Annotated in this window: 14 protein-coding genes; all 14 read right to left on the reverse strand. The window is 38.2% G+C overall.

Annotated features, from left to right (window positions below; all coding sequences use genetic code 11):
- Positions 1-324: 324 nt before the first annotated feature.
- Positions 325-927: a nitroreductase family protein gene (locus PCY14_RS06665; RefSeq protein WP_301363305.1), complete on the reverse strand. Its 603-nt coding sequence runs from the start codon at positions 925-927 to the stop codon at positions 325-327.
- Between the two features lie 136 nt (positions 928-1,063).
- Positions 1,064-1,918: a VOC family protein gene (locus tag PCY14_RS06670; protein ID WP_301363306.1), complete on the reverse strand. Its 855-nt coding sequence runs from the start codon at positions 1,916-1,918 to the stop codon at positions 1,064-1,066.
- Between the two features lie 134 nt (positions 1,919-2,052).
- Positions 2,053-2,502 carry an Rrf2 family transcriptional regulator gene (locus PCY14_RS06675; protein ID WP_301363307.1) on the reverse strand — a complete coding sequence of 150 codons (450 nt, stop codon included), beginning with the start codon at positions 2,500-2,502 and terminating at the stop codon, positions 2,053-2,055.
- 186 nt (positions 2,503-2,688) lie between these two features.
- A complete protein-coding gene (locus PCY14_RS06680; protein WP_008534994.1) occupies positions 2,689-3,552 on the reverse strand; it encodes an alpha/beta hydrolase in 864 nt (287 codons plus the stop codon).
- Entirely contained in the window at positions 3,539-4,831 is a 1,293-nt protein-coding gene (locus PCY14_RS06685) for a PTS sugar transporter subunit IIC (protein ID WP_008534995.1), read from the reverse strand. Before PCY14_RS06685 ends, PCY14_RS06680 begins: the two co-directional genes overlap by 14 nt.
- Positions 4,832-5,058: 227 nt before the next feature.
- Complete coding sequence (locus PCY14_RS06690; RefSeq protein ID WP_060934050.1) at positions 5,059-5,691, reverse strand: nitroreductase family protein; 633 nt, start codon at positions 5,689-5,691, stop codon at positions 5,059-5,061.
- Positions 5,692-5,783: 92 nt separating this feature from the next.
- Positions 5,784-6,470: a YoaK family protein gene (locus PCY14_RS06695; RefSeq protein ID WP_002888038.1), complete on the reverse strand. Its 687-nt coding sequence runs from the start codon at positions 6,468-6,470 to the stop codon at positions 5,784-5,786.
- 139 nt (positions 6,471-6,609) lie between these two features.
- On the reverse strand, positions 6,610-6,864 hold the full coding sequence (locus PCY14_RS06700) for a type II toxin-antitoxin system RelE/ParE family toxin (protein WP_021151667.1): 255 nt from the start codon (positions 6,862-6,864) through the stop codon (positions 6,610-6,612).
- Positions 6,854-7,069 (reverse strand): type II toxin-antitoxin system RelB family antitoxin, encoded by a 216-nt coding sequence (relB, locus tag PCY14_RS06705; RefSeq protein WP_008535010.1) that lies wholly within the window; start codon positions 7,067-7,069, stop codon positions 6,854-6,856. The genes PCY14_RS06700 and relB overlap by 11 nt, the downstream gene beginning before the upstream one ends.
- A 134-nt stretch (positions 7,070-7,203) precedes the next feature.
- Positions 7,204-8,046 (reverse strand): aldo/keto reductase, encoded by an 843-nt coding sequence (locus PCY14_RS06710; protein WP_301363308.1) that lies wholly within the window; start codon positions 8,044-8,046, stop codon positions 7,204-7,206.
- A gap of 93 nt (positions 8,047-8,139) precedes the next feature.
- Complete coding sequence (locus PCY14_RS06715; protein ID WP_301363309.1) at positions 8,140-9,306, reverse strand: hypothetical protein; 1,167 nt, start codon at positions 9,304-9,306, stop codon at positions 8,140-8,142.
- A gap of 491 nt (positions 9,307-9,797) precedes the next feature.
- Positions 9,798-12,815, reverse strand: coding sequence for a glycoside hydrolase family 2 TIM barrel-domain containing protein (locus PCY14_RS06720; RefSeq protein WP_301363310.1), 3,018 nt, complete (start codon positions 12,813-12,815; stop codon positions 9,798-9,800).
- 3 nt (positions 12,816-12,818) lie between these two features.
- Positions 12,819-14,723, reverse strand: a complete 1,905-nt coding sequence (locus PCY14_RS06725; RefSeq protein ID WP_021151663.1) for a PTS sugar transporter subunit IIA — start codon at positions 14,721-14,723, stop codon at positions 12,819-12,821.
- A gap of 110 nt (positions 14,724-14,833) precedes the next feature.
- Positions 14,834-15,880 (reverse strand): galactose mutarotase, encoded by a 1,047-nt coding sequence (locus PCY14_RS06730; protein ID WP_021151662.1) that lies wholly within the window; start codon positions 15,878-15,880, stop codon positions 14,834-14,836.
- Positions 15,881-15,906: the final 26 nt, after the last annotated feature.

Raw genomic sequence — 15,906 nt, forward strand, 5'->3', positions numbered from 1 at the left:
AAATGACTTGGAAAAATTGATATGCAAGATGCCGTTACGCAAGCGCCCGAAACCAAATAGTTTCAGATACTCGGAAATTGGGAAAATTGTCTTAGCCCGAGCCTAAAAATTTAAAATCTAGAAACTTAAAACTTAGTCATGAAACTTCGAAAAAGATTGCTGACGTCCGGTGTCACCTTAGCAAAATTCAAGCTATAACTTTCCTTGGGTATTACTATTTTTAAGATAAAAAAATAACAAGATTTCTCAATCTTGCTAATTTTTTTGTCTTATCATTTTGATATTGTTCAGTCATTGCCAAGCCGACTGACTAAATTAAAGTGATTATTTGTCGCCAAAAACTTTGAAACGACCTTCTGTTTGGATGTCTTTATCTCCTGCTGGTGCAACGATTTGACCAAATGGCGCTTGAACACGGAGTTTCCAGTTAGCTGGAATGTCATATTTTTCAGCTAATTGTACATCAACAAGTGGGTTGTAGTGTTGTACGTTCATGCCGATATTCTTCTCAGCCAAAGCCAACCACGTTGCATAAAGAGCGATTCCATGACCTTGCTCTGACCAAATTGGGAAGTTTTCAGCGTAAAGTGGGAATTGCTCTTGAAGGCCTTTCACTACATCTTGATCTTCATAGAGGAGGATTGTTCCCTTAGCTTGAGCAAAACCTGCCAAACGTTCTTTTGTTGCCTCAAAAGCTTCTGCTGGCGTTACTTTTTCAAGCTCTGAATAAGCGATTTCATTCCAGAAAGCATCTGATTCTTCATCCAGCAAAATCACCACACGTGATGTTTGTGAGTTAAAGGCTGTCGGTGTGTTAAGGACAGCTCCTTGAATGGTTTCAATCAATTCTTGGTTAGAGAGCTCAAGGTCTTTTCCTAATGCGTAGATAGAACGGCGCTTTATTTGTAAGTCTGTAAAGTAGGTCATAGTTATTCCCTCTTTCTTTGTGATGAATGTTAATTGTTAAAATTGTTAAGTTTATTTGTAATGACTTTGATTACAATAACCATTATAGGCCTTTCAAATGTAATGTCAATAGTTACGACTTAAAAATCACTAATTATTAATATTTTTTTCTCACTCGTGTCAAAATACCATCATTATCCTCGAAGATTAACGCATTAGAAGATAACCATTTGACCTCTGCTCCACGATTCTTAGCACGTTCTGCTATGGTAATCAAATCTTCTTTGTCTTCTACTTCAAGGACGTAGTAGGCAAGACCAATCATCCCTTTTTCACGTTTGGCTAAGTTTTTGCCACCCCATTCATTGACAGCCAAGTGGTGATGGTAATCACCTGAAGCAATCCAACTAGCACTTGAAATGGTAAACTTATCTGCCAACTCCAAAACATCCTGATAGAAAGCCGTTGCTAGCTGACTATCTTTGACCGATAAATGAATATGCCCCATGCGAGTATCTTTAGCTATCACAAAAGGCTCAACCTTGCGTCCCATCTCGTAAATTTCTTGAGCTGATAGTTCTTCTGTTACACCAACGATGCGACCATCCTCACGAATATCCCATTCAGCAACAGGCTTGTCTCTATAGAGCTCAATACCATTGCCTTCAAGGTCTTCCAAATAAAGGGCTTCACTATAACCGTGGTCAGCTGCACCGACAAATGGATAATCTAGCTCAGCAATATGTTTGAAAACATCTGCCAAATCCTCGCGAGATGGCAACAAAATTGCCATATGGTAGAGACCATAACTGGACTTGACCGCTTCCTCACGATTGGTTTCAATCAAGTGAACTAGCGGCTTATTTCCAGCACCCAAAACAACTTCTGTTGCAGTTTGAGATAGGATTTCAAGTCCTATAACCTGTGTATAAAAAGCTGTCTGACGTGCCAAGTCCTTCACATTGAGTACCGCTTCTGCGAGGTAAATCTTACTATTGTAGTCGTATGTCATATGTTTTTCTTCTTTGTTGTAATCATTCCTATGACATTATTATACTTAGTTTTATTGTAATGTCAATTATTACATCTCGGAAATAAAAAAGAAACCGAATAACTTTCGATTTCTTGGAGTCTCATATTTAAAAATCAAGCCCCTGCTTCCTTCCAATGAGTCTTGGCATCCTTTAAAATACCAGCTAGGGTTTTCTTTTGCAGTTCTTTTTCCATTGCCATTTGAACGTCTTCTAGGCTCTGATCCAAAATCCCATGAATATTACGTCCTACTGGACACTCTGGATTAGGATGGTCATGGAAACTAAAAAGTTGACCGCTTGGACCGATGCTATCCACCGCACGATAAACCTGAAGAAGATTAATCTCCTCCGGTGATTTGACTAATGTGGCCCCACCTGTTCCCCTTTGAACTGAAATTAAGTCTGCTTTCTTAAGTTGCGACAAGGTTTTTCGGATAATAACCGGATTGACGCCTACACTACCAGCCATAAAGTCACTGGTTAACTTGGTTTCATTGTCCTTGTTCAGTGCAATCAAGGTTAAAACGTGAACAGCAATGGTAAACCGACTTGGAATTTGCATATTAGGGACCTCTCATTCTTCTTTGTTATTTTACTTGATTATAACAAAAAGAAAGTTGTAAATCAATAAGTTACAACAACTTATTGAATCAATCTTAGGACTAAAAAAGATAGAGCCATCATAGACTCTATCTGATTGTGACTTCTAAAAATGATAACTAGAACTGACCAACCATCCTATGCTGACTCACTGTGGCTCTAGCTTAGTCTTTTGCTTCTTACGGACACCTTGCCCTTCGATATGTTGTTTGACAAGTTCTACAACTTCATCATTGGTTGGTAAGTCCGAGTGCTGAGCATCTTCGCCCGTAACAGTGATTTCAGTATAGCTTTTTGCTTGATTCTGATAGATGTACTTCCCAGCTGAAACACTGGCATCAGGAACCAACTCGTCCGAGTCATAGGTGATAGTCCCTGCTACCGAATAGACATGTAAGGTTGATGGGATATTTTTCTTGGCAGCTATGAAATCCGCCAGCATGACCGATTTATTTTTGATATTAGTTTCAGTGAAATTATAAGGTGTCCCGATGGTCATCAAGGAATTTATCTTGACATCGTAATCGCTAAGATAATTTTCAATAAAGGCCGTATAAATCAAACCACCATTTGAATGTGCTAGACCTTTGAAATTATTAAAATTATATTTATTTTGCAGGGCTTCAAAGGCCTGATTCATCATTTTGGTTTGTTTTTTGATATTGCTGTAGCCGTCGTTGTTATTTTCAAAGCCGATAACAATAATAGGTTCATTGTCATTTTTCTTGATTTTTCCTTCAAAGGTAATACGCCCATTGTTCCAAACCTTAACCTTGAGGAGGCTATGCTTAGTTCCACGACGGTCTTGGTTTAGCTTACGCACGAGACCATCAAAACGATTTTCCGTAGCGGAACTCCCCGGAATCATGATAATAGGAGACAATTTCGAGTTGTAGAAAGTCTCAATTTCCTTGACATTTTTTTTGGTCCAGCTATAAGAAGGTACCGCTAAGCCGATGAGAAAGACAGCAACCAAAACAAAGACCAACTTCATTTTTTTATTGAGCTTCATTAGTTTCTCCTTCCTCTTTTAAACCGTGTTGTACCTTATTAGAAAGTCTTACGAAAGGAATAAAGATAGCGACATCAACCGCAAAACAAAACAGACTAACAGCCAAGGCACGAAGGCTACCACCAGTACCAATGAAAGCATAGAGCAGGCTAGGGGTACCATCTGGTACAGGATAAACTGCCGCCGGCATAAGACGAAGCACCAAAGCAATTGCTGCTATACCCATGTTGACCATTGGTGCTAACAGAAAGGGAACAAGATAGACCAGATTAAGCAAAACTGGTACACCCACCATCAAGGGAGCGCCATTATTAAAGAGACTAGGAAAAACGCTGAGAAGACTGACTTTCTTGTCCTTATAACTGGTTGAGGTTAAAAGAAGGGCTACCAAGAGAGCCAAGACTGATCCAACGCCAGCAACCAAACCATAACTGTGATAAAGATTTGTCAGAGTAAAAAGATGGGGAAGCCCTGTCGTCGTATGATGGGAAACCGCATAAGTCAGATTCTCCAAAGCAAAGCTATCTTCAGCTATAGAATTGAGAGCGAAGGCTTGACTATTCCCAATCCAAGCAGAAAAAGTGCTCAAAAGGCCCATCATAAAGGTTGAGAAAAGATGATTACCAGTGACGGTAATGGTCGATGTAAACTGTCTAATAGACTGAAAGATATTTTCCCGTTCACCAATAACCAATAGAATATTAAGCCCAATTGCCAAAATTAAAGATAAAAAAATAGGACGAACCGTCTTAGGCTGATAAATATAGTCCTTATCTACAATTTGGTCATCACTGGCTCTTGAAAATCGGAAGATCTGACCAACCAAATAGCCCACGAAGATAGCCAGCATAATATTAATCGAAGCCGGTAAATTGATACGCGTCAAATCGCCATCGTTAAGTGGAGACATTAGTAACTCTTGCGATCCTATAATCAAACTGACCAAAAGAGAAGTCACACCAGCCGTACCAGTACTTCTACCATAGTGGCCAGCTGTGTATTTTCCAGCGAAATAAGTCGATAAGGGACCTGCTAATCCACCGAGAAAACTAGAAAGATTAATAAGTACCTGACCGGACGTCTTAAAGGCCGGCAACCAATCAGAAACTGAAAAAAGTTGGTTAATATAACCCATCTCCGAAAAAACAGATAGTGAAATCACCCGAATAATCCCTGAAAATAGGAAAAAGGGAAAAAGCGAAACCAAAGTTTTCTGCGTAATTTGAACAAAACCACGCTCACGAAACCAGAGAAAACTTCGGATCAAATAGTTTGTCATAAAAGACTCCTAAAAGAGGCCACACTCGGCCCTGTATTAAACATTCACTATCATTATAGCACAAAGGAAAAGGACTTACCTTAACCGTGGGTTAAAGCACAAATAATCACTTTCTCAATACTCCTGGCAACCATTTTCCTATTTCTTTATAGTTTTTAGAACCCTCTTTAGTCACCACATACAAAAACCGTGAGCCTCCACTTCCGAGACTTACGGTCAATTATTTATTAAGCAAAAGTCGTCACATCAGAAGCATTCAAACGAACAGACTCGAAACCTTCTTCATTGGACTTACCAAGGGCAATGAGTAAGATTGGTACATGACGATCAGCGTCAAGTCCGAAGGCTTTGGCGAGACCTTCTTTTTTATAGCCACCAATGGCATTAGTATCGTAACCATAAGAACGAGCGACCAACATCAACTGCATGGCAGCTAGACTAGCATCAATATGAACAATTTCATTCATCATTTCACGAGGAGCATTTTCATACATTGGTACAATGCTTGATAGTTGTTTCTCCTTGACTTCTTCAGGCATTTTTCCTTGCGCAACGGCCTTACCATAGATTTCTTCTGCTCTTTCTTGGCTCTTCAAATCCGCAAAAATGAGAACCATGGCTGATGATGTTTCGTTTTGTAAGCCATTGTAGCTGACAAAGGGTTCCAATTTTTCCTTGCCTTCCTCACTCTCCACGACGACAAAACGCCAAGGCTGCATGTTGACTGATGATGGTGCTGTAACAGTCTTGTCTAGGATTTCCAACAGTTCTTCTCTCGGAATCTTAACAGATGGATCAAAGTTACGAATGGAACGACGGTTATAAACGATATCTGAAAAATCATTGCTTACTACAGGCATCTTATGTCTCCTTTTTTTGATTAAATGAAAATAATATAATCAAAATTATAACACAAGACAATTGTTATCAAAAATAATTACTACAAAAATGCCTAAAGATTAGTTTCCTTGAGTCCCAGACGTTTCACCTCTGATGAATAGTAAACCATAATCGTAATCAAGCTAATCGTAATTAGCCAGATGGACTTAATATGAATAAAATGCATCAGAAGAGCTGATACAACTGCACCAACCACAAAACTACCTACGATAAAACCATAATTGACCGCCTGGCGACGATATTCTTTCTGATCCTCGCTCCCCTGAATAACATAGTAAAGTGCCGTCAGCATCCTTCGATAATTGCCTGAAGTCATAAAAATCACAAAGGGGTGATTTTCAATCTGACTACCAGTAAAAGTCTTCATCATGACACCTGCAGAAAAAGCAATAATCGGAAGCTCTAATAGAGCATTTGGTGTTAAGAATGGTAAAATGGCAGTCATCACACACAGAGGAAGTAGACCATAAACACGCCAGTAAGCATTCTTACGATGATCTTTAAACCACATGCCAAAAAGAAAACCTAAGGAAAAGAAAAGTATGGAAAAGCATCGTAACATATTATGGTACATGCTACTACTACGCCAGTCAGCAACTAACAGGAGAATATTCCCTGTCTGAGTGGCAACCAAACTATGGTAATACATATGACAAAAGACATCCAAAGCTCCTCCTGAAAAACTGAGCAAATTGGCCATCATACGTGTATTCTGAGGCAAAAGATTTCGAGACTCCATTACGTAACTCCCATCTATAAATAAACAAATGACAGTTTCATTATAGCAAATCAAAAGAAACAAGCAAAAAGCAACCCTCACGAGTTGCTTGCAATCCTATTAAAAATTTACTGAATCGGGGTCATCCTGAGTCTTGATTCTAATAAATATCACGTCTATGACCGACTTCGAGGGCAAGTATGATTAGTTCATTGTCCTGAATATTGACAATAACACGATAGGCACCAATACGATAGCGCCATTGTCCAGTGCGATTGGCAACCAAGGCCTTACCCTTGGCTCTTGGATTCTCTGTCACGAGATTGAGATAAGCCTTAATTTGTTTTCTAACAAAAGGATCCAACTTTTTAAAACTTTTGGCAAATTTAGGGGTTGGTACTATCTTATAGGTCATCCCAATTGAGCACCTCCCCACCGTTTTCTAGATACTCTTCATATTCTGCTAAGGCCAAATCAGCGACTCTAGCATCGTATTCATCCTCAATAGCTTCTAAAGTTTTGGTACGAATTAATTCTGACAAGGATACCCCTTCAAATTTCGCAATTGCCTGCATGAACTTCTTATCTGCTTCTGAAACTTTCAATGTAATTGTTGTCATGTCCTTAACCTCGTTCTCTTTTGTAACACCATTGTATTACCACTCCTCCATTTTGTCAATTTCGATGATAGATTCACACTTTTATTCGTAAAACAGAAGAAAAAAGCAACCCTCACGAGTTGCTTGCAATCCTATTAAAAATCTACTGAATCGGGGTCATCCTGAGTCTTGCTGCCTTGAATCTTATCCAATACTGCCATATCTTCCTCTGACAAATCAAAGTCAAAGATATCCAAGTTGGCCTCGATATTTTTTGCTGTCACTGACTTAGGTAGTGGCAAGAAACCTTTTTGAAGGCTCCAACGTAAGGCAACTTGAGCAACAGATTTTCCGTTACGTTCAGCCACTGCTTCAACGTCTTCATTTCCAAAAATGCTACCAGTACCTAGTGGACTGTAGGCTTCAAGAAGAATGTCACGCTCTTGGCAATAGGCAACCAAATCTTCTTGGGCACAACCTGGAGCCAAAAGAATTTGATTGACATGTGGCACAATTTCAGCCGTTTCAAGGAGAGCATCAAGGTGATGCTGCATAAAGTTAGACACACCGATAGCACGCAACTTACCATCTTTGTAGGCTTCTTCCATTGCCTTCCAAGCACCTGCATTGCCAACCTTCCAAGCATCATTCTCACGAAGAGCCTTTGGATTAGGCCAGTGGATGAGCAAAAGATCCAAATAATCCACACCTAGTCTTTCAAGAGACTCGTCGATAGAGGCCTTAGCCAAATCGTAATCGTGCTTGTCATTCCAGAGTTTAGTCGTTAGGAAAATATCCTCACGCGCCACATCACTATCTGCAATCGCCTTGCCTACAGAAACCTCGTTACCGTAGATTTGCGCCGTATCAATATGTGTGTAACCCGCCTTAAGTGCGAAACTAACGCTGTTATAAGCTTCTTCCCCTTCTGGAATCTGCCAAGTCCCAAAACCAATTTTAGGAACCGTAACGCCATTTGAAAGTGTATATGTTTCCATCCTGTTCTCCTTTTCAAGTTGTAACAGAATTATCTTAAAGGATATAAGATAAAATTGCAAAGATTTGCTACAGCTTGTTTGATGAATAGTTCCTTACTTCTTTTTCCGCTTCATTTTAAAGACAACACCATTTTCTTTAAGGATTTCCATGCTCACCTTTCCAACTCCTCTAATCGCTGCTACTTCCTCTTCCGTTTTCTTTTTAAAATCTTTAAATTCTATTAAGCCATGTTGACGAAGTATACGCTCCACACTTATTGAAAGACCTTGGAGGGCTTTGCTTGGTTCTATACTTTTTTCCAATTCTCTAATTAGTTTGTGCAATTCTGGATTTTTCTTTTTCGCAACATGTCTTTGTGGACGTTTTGCACAATATTTTTCGATTAACCAAGTAAAATAATATTCTGACTGGGACAGATCAACGACTTGATTAAAAACCATCAAAAGACTTTGCATACTATTGGCTTCAAATAAGATAGGGTTGACTTTAAGCGTTTCGGCAACTAGACGCTCTTCATCACCTTGTTCAATCATTTTTAAATAATTTTCGAACTCTGGATTTTTTGCATAGAGAAGATCAAAATAGAAATCCGCATCCTCAATATGTCCCGTCATTAGAGAGACCGTCATCATTGGTACTATCATCAAATCTTCTTCATGATATTCCATTTGCTCACATTCGAAAAAGTTTTTAGCCTTATCAAAATCCTCCAGATTACAATAGGTAGCCATCAATTCGTAACGGACTCCCATGTGATCTTGAACATCTATCTCTAGAATCTCTTCAAATTCCTTAATAGCAAACCGCTTCATACTGTTGCTTAAATAAAATTTAGCAAGATTATACTTCAAAGACAAATAAGGACGCTCGTCAAGATTAGCCCAGCCCATTTTTGGACCTTGATCCCACTTGGACCTTTGCTCTTTTTCTAAAGCAATTAGGCCTTTTAGATGTTCAAGAGGACTTTGAAAAGTCAAGAGCATCTGCTTAGCATCAAGATTTTCAGGATCTAGTTTTAAAGCTTCTGTCAAAAATTCCTGACTTCTTGAAGGATCGTCCTCATAATAATGATAAGCCTCTTCAATAAGTTTCCAGGCTCTCTCCTGCTTTGAATCAGGGGAAGTAATCTCATCAAAAAGCCCTTGGTTGTATTGTCTTGCAAAATCTTCAAGAGCCATGTCCACACTGAGATACTCTGTAATATGTTCTTCTAAGAATGCTTCTGCTTTTTCTGTGAAGTCTTCAAAAGATGGTGTCATCAATCTACTCCAATCTATGTTTTATTCTCTAATTGCTATTGTACACGTTTTCATAGAACATTACTATAGTCTCAGTGAAATCAACAACCTCCTAAATTTTTATTGACAAGAATAGTCGCCAATCACAATACAGATAAGAATCCATAGAGTCTTATTTTGGGACATCTAAACTCAAAGTTGTATACTTATATTAGATAGAGTGCCATTGGACGATTAACGTCAAGGCATAATCTTCAAGTTTCATTTAAAGCTACAAAAAATCATTAACGCCTTGGGAGTGGTTTAGTCCCTTCTCTATATCAATAACTTTAACTCACTTTTTCATAATTTTACTTGACCACTCCCATTTTTAAGGGAATTGAAAACTGAGTTATATTTTAAAAGGAAACAGAGGTCTGTTTCCTTTTTTCTTACTTCAAACCATGACAAAAGGAAACCCTTTCGAGTTTCCTTTATCAAATATATCGTTGGAGGCAAAGTCCAATAATACTTTAGTTGAGTGGTTCAATCACGAAGCTCAATTGATAGCTATCTGCTGAGTTAACCAAGAATTCGTCATGAACTGGAGCACCCCATGAGTCGTCACCACCGACACCCATTTGAGCAGCAAGAACTTTAATCCATGTAGCATCAGATTGTTGCAATTCATATTGATGACGAGCATTTTCAATTTGTTCAGTACTGTTACGCAAAGCACTGAATTCGAATGCCTTATTAAGTGCGGTGAATTTAAGACCATTATGGTTATCATCAGATACTGTAAATTCACGAGTACCATAGTGATTACCAGATTCTTGTGGCATTAGATATGGAGCAAATGTCTTTTCAACAGATGTTTCATATCGACCAAGATAGGCACCAGGAAGTTTATCAAGGTAGCTTTCTTCTGCACCGTATCCATAATAGCTTAGGTTTGTAAATTGTGAACCGATAGCAAATTCTAGACCAAATTCAGGGAAGTTTGTCAAACCTGCTTTACCTTCATAATCTGCAGTAACAAAGATTCTACCTTTGCTGTCAACTTGATAAGTTACCTTAACTTCGACATCAGACAAGCCAGGCAATTCATGAACATAAGTCACTTTAACAGAGTCATCTTCAATTTGAATTTGAGTATCTGTAACCTTACTATAGTTTCCAGCAACTTTCCAGCCTGCCATTTCGAATGGATATCCAGCACCACGGTCGTTGTCAGTGTAAGCACGAGTAAAGTTAAGTTTAGGACCTTTCTCAATGAATTCAACACCATTATACTTAGCAGATACTAGCGTATTTTGTGCACGTGAAAGCAAGATAGAGAAGTTTTGTCCGTGGATTCCGATGTTGAAGTCGCCTTCAACAACATTCAAAGGAGCCTTAACTGGTGTTTCAGTGCTAATCTTTTCAGCAACATATTGACCACGAACAATTTCATGTCCTTTTGGAGCCCATTCAGTTGCTTCATTCTGAACACAAGCAACTTCATAAATTCGTTCAGCATTTGAAGATCCAACAGCGAATTCTACTGGGAATGTTGCTTCTTCACCTGGTTTAACATCAAAGTGATATTCACTTTCGCTAACTTTTCTACCATCTTCGTAAACTCTAGCTAGGAAAGTATAAGCAGAAAGATCTTCAAAGACATTATCATTCTTGATAGTTACTGATTTTTCATCAACAGCAATCTTAATATTAGAGTAAAGATGTTTAACTGTTTGAAGTTTTGGAGTTAGGGTACGATCTGCGAAGACAATACCATTTCCACAAAATTCGTAGTCAGAAGGTCTATCATGCCAGTCACCACCATATGATAGGAATTCGCTACCATTTGGAAGTGGTTTGTAAATAGCTTGGTCAATGAAGTCCCAAATAAATCCACCTTGGTATTCTGGATATTTCTCTAAGTCAGTGTAGAGTTTCAATCCACCACCAGAGTTACCCATTGTGTGCATGTATTCACATGAAATATAAGGTTTTTGAGGATTGTTAGTGAGGTATTCTTCAATATCAGCTGGTTTCGCATACATACGACTTTCGATGTCTGTAATGTAATCAAATTCACGACACCATGTAACACCTTCATAGTGAACTGGACGAGTATTATCAACACTACGGAAGTAATCAGCCATGTCAGCAATATCTTTACCAGCATATGATTCATTACCACAAGACCAAATGATAACACTAGCATGGTTCTTATCACGTTGGAACATGTTATTGGCACGATCCAAACAAGCAGGCAACCATTCTGGTTCACTAGCTGGGATATTCCATGAAGGTTCGCTTAGACCAAGTTTTTGCCATGTACCGTGTGTTTCAAGGTTGGCTTCATCGATAACATAAAGTCCATATTCATCACACAATTCATACCAACGTGTTTGGTTAGGATAGTGAGACGTACGAACAGCATTGATGTTATGTTGTTTCATCACTTTGATATCCCAAAGCATATCTTCTTCAGTGATACAACGTCCTGTTCTAGCGTTAAATTCGTGTCTGTTAACCCCTTTAAAGACAATTCTCTTACCATTCAAAAGCAGGAGTTTATCTTTAATTTCGAAGTGTCTAAATCCAACTTTAACTGGAACGACTTCAACAACTTGGTCATCATCCAAAACATGAAGGGTCAAATTGTAAAGTTTAGGACTTTCAGCACTCCAAGGTTTAATTTTCAGATTTTCAAGACTTACAGATAGTTCACCGTCACCATTAACAGATGCATCACCTTCTGTAACGATGCCTTCATAATCTGAAAGAACATATTTAATCTTCTTATCTTCATAATCACCAACAGTCTTCAAATCAATATCCAATTGACCTGCTTTTGTTTGGTAATCATAATCTCCCTTAACAAAGAGATCTTGAACGTGAACTTTTGGAATAGCATACAAGTAAACATCTCTGAAAATACCGTAAAGTCTCCAGAAGTCTTGGTCTTCCAACCAGCTTGCTGTAGAGTAACGATAAACAGCTACCGCCAACTTGTTATCACCTTCAACAAGGTAATCACTAATTTCAAATTCACTAGGTGTAAATGAATCTTCACTGTATCCTACAAAGTTACCATTGACCCATACAAAGATGGAAGTGGCAACCCCTTGGAATGAGATAAATACTTTTTTATCTTTTAATGCATCATTCAAGGTAAAATGTTTAACGTATGATGCAACAGCATTTGATTCTTGAGGAACTTGAGGTGGACGAAGGAATTCTTTACCATCCCAAGGATATTGGGTATTCACATATTGTGGAGAACCAAAACCTTGAAGCTCTAAATGACCTGGTACATTGATGAAATTCAAATCAGTTTCATCAAACTCTGTTTTATAAAAGTCTTTTAAAACCTGATTTGTATTCTGAGCATAGTGAATTTTCCATTTTCCATTAAGAGATTGTCTTAACTTCATCTCTCCTTCAGAAAATTCTGCAAGAGATTCAAAATACTTATGATCTGAGTGAGCGTCAACAGTATTAACGCTAACAATCTTTGGATCGTTTAAGTAAGTTTGAATTTTTTCAGTCGTGTTCATAGATTACTCTCCTTTTTTGAAAGTAATAACTTCAGACAAAGCTTCTACCTTTTCTCCAACTTCTTTTTCAAGATGGAAAGCACTGAATTTTTCTGAATTAGTTACAGTGACAAGTACTGTGTCATCAAGACCATTTTTCTCAATAATTGGTGGCCAGAACTCAAGAAGTTTATCTCCAACTTCAACATGTTGACCTTGTTCTACGTAACTAATGAATCCTTCACCTTTAAGTTTAACTGTTCCGATACCAACGTGGATAAGAACAACGACACCATCTTCACTTTCAATACCAACTGCATGGCGAGTAGGAAGAACTTGGCGAATGGTACCACTAATTGGTGCAAAGACAGCTCCATCAGTAGGTTTAATGGCGAAACCTTTACCCATGCTACCTGAAGCAAAGTGTTCATCATTAACACTTGAGAGGTCAACCAATTGACCAGTTGTAGGGTTTACAAGAGATACGACGTTAGCTTTAACTTCATTTTCAGAAGTTGCTGCGCTAAAGCGATGTTCCAATTCTTCGACGATTTCAGCGTGACGTGCTTCAGTCAAAGTGATCTTACGAGCAATAATGAAGGCACCGATAAGCATAGCTGCTGCTGGGAAACCAAACATGCTAAGTTTAAAGACAACTTGTTGATGAACTGTAATATCAGCTGCTTTAGCACCAGTTGTCATACCTGCGGCAACGGCAATCAAAGATACAAGCCAGTTTGACATTGCTCCACCAAGTTTATCAACAAGTGGACGAACTGACAAAGTAAGAGATTCATCACGGTGTCCCAATTTCCATTGACCATATTCTACTGAGTCAGAGATAATCATAAGGATAACAAGGAACACAAGAGGTTGTGGAATGAAGAAGAGTTCAGCTGCAGTCAAAATCAATGGAAGTGATGTACCTGCAATACTAAAGATTCCGATACCACCGAGCATTACTGCAATACATCCATAGAACAAACGTTTACGGTTGAATTTACCAGCAAGACTAGGGAAGAGTGAAACTGAAACCAAACCAACAATAGTGTTTAATCCGTAAAGGATTGAGTATTTACCTGAATCACCAAGGATGAATGTGAAATAGTAAAGTTGTAGGGCATTAAGTGAGTTAATACCAAGACCGTAGAACCAATATCCGAGAGACAACCACATCAATTGGTCGTTTTTACCAAGAACCTTAAAGACTTGTTTAAGGCTAGTTTTTTCTTTATTATCACGAAGTTTAGATTCAACTTCACGAGTACCAATACCAACAGCGATTGATGTGATCACACCAATAAGAGCAACGATGAAGGCAAACCAGAACCAACCAGTTTTATCTCCTGAACCACCAGTTTTAGTCATTGAGAAGAACAAAACAATTGGCATGATGGCAACACCGACAATGTTAGCACCGATTGTAGAACCGATACGGGCAAAAGTTGCCATTTTTTCACGTTCGTGACTGTCAAGAGACAAGGCAGGAATCATTGACCAGAAACCGATATCTTTAATTGAGTAGAAGACATCCATTACAAGGTAGATAATTCCGAAAAGTACAAGGTACAAGAAAGGATTTGTTTTATTCAAACCACCTAAATCGGTGAAGAGAAGCAACAAGGCGATAGAACTGATGATACCACCACCAACTACCCATGGTTTGAATTTACCATACTTAGTATGAGTGTTATCAATCATGTTACCAATCAATGGATCGATAAATACTTCCAAGATACGCAAAATAGCGATGATGTTAGTAATTAATAGTACGTAGTGACTATTTTGCTTTGGATCACCTGTGTTAAACAAGTGAGTTGTCACAAACATGATAAAGTATGTTGACAACGTTGCATAGAAGACGTCGTTACCAAAAGCACCAGCTGTATAGGATAGACGAGACTTCATCTGACCGTTAGATTTTCCCATTACGAAAACCTCCTGTTAGTTGTTTTTTGAATACGCTTACATTATATAAGTATTAGTTTAAATTGTCAATAGTTTTAGTGATTTTTTACTAAACTTTTACTAAAACATGATTATTTTGATGAATTAAAATATTGGAAACCGATTTCATAGCTTACACTATGCCCCTCCTCCAAGAGGATATCTCCAAAATCTGTATGATTAACGGCATCTGGGAGTGTTTGAGCTTCCATAGCTATAGCTTCTCGTCCTTTTGCAATTGTTCCTCGATCTCTCGCAAAGTAAATATTATCCTCTATAATATCCATAGTATAAATAACTAAACCATTTCTGTTAGAGAAGATTTCAATACCATCTCCGCTTTCTTTGTCATGCAAAATAGCTACTTCTTTCACATGATCACAAGTTTCCCCTCCAACTACAAAGGAATCATCAAAACCATTATTTGCTTCAATTCGAGGTAGCAAGTCAGTTGTCTTTCTGAAATCATAATTCGTTCCATCTACATTAATTTTTTGTCCTGTTGGAATTAACTCAGAATCCAACTCTAAACGATAGTCTGAATAGATTTGTAACTCATGACTTGATAAATCCTGTTTGTCGCTAAGATTAAAGTAAACATGGTTTGTCGGATTAAAGACTGTTGACTCTGTAACATCGAAGGCTTCAAAGAGTATTGTTAAGCGGTTATTATTGTTAAGTCTATAACTAATAGAGACTGTAACATCACCAGGAAAGCCATCTACACTTGAATAAAGTCTTCTAACAAACTTTGTCTCAACATATTCATCATTCAGGTTTGTGACATAGTTCCAATTTTGAACCTGCATTCCCTTTGGACCGCCATGTAAACAGTTTTCTCCCTCATTCTTAGGAAGGCTATAAAGAACCATATTATGAGTATACGAAGCTTTCCCAATTCTTCCAGCAACCCTACCAATAGACTGGCAGGCACATAAATTATTCTTATAGTAATCCTCGTAATCACTGAAACCAAGTACTATATTTTTAAGAGCACCAGTTTCTGTTGGAACCAAAAACTCCTGAAGTGTAGCACCTGTTGTGAGTGTGGAAATGACAACACCATTATTATTTTCCATTGAAATTTTACTGACATCGCCTGAATCAACTTTTCCAATAATTTCGCAGTTTATTTTCATACTATTTCCTCAAAAAACAAAGAGTA

Source organism: Streptococcus sp. SV2 (assembly GCF_030440175.1).
GTDB lineage: Bacteria > Bacillota > Bacilli > Lactobacillales > Streptococcaceae > Streptococcus > Streptococcus raffinosi.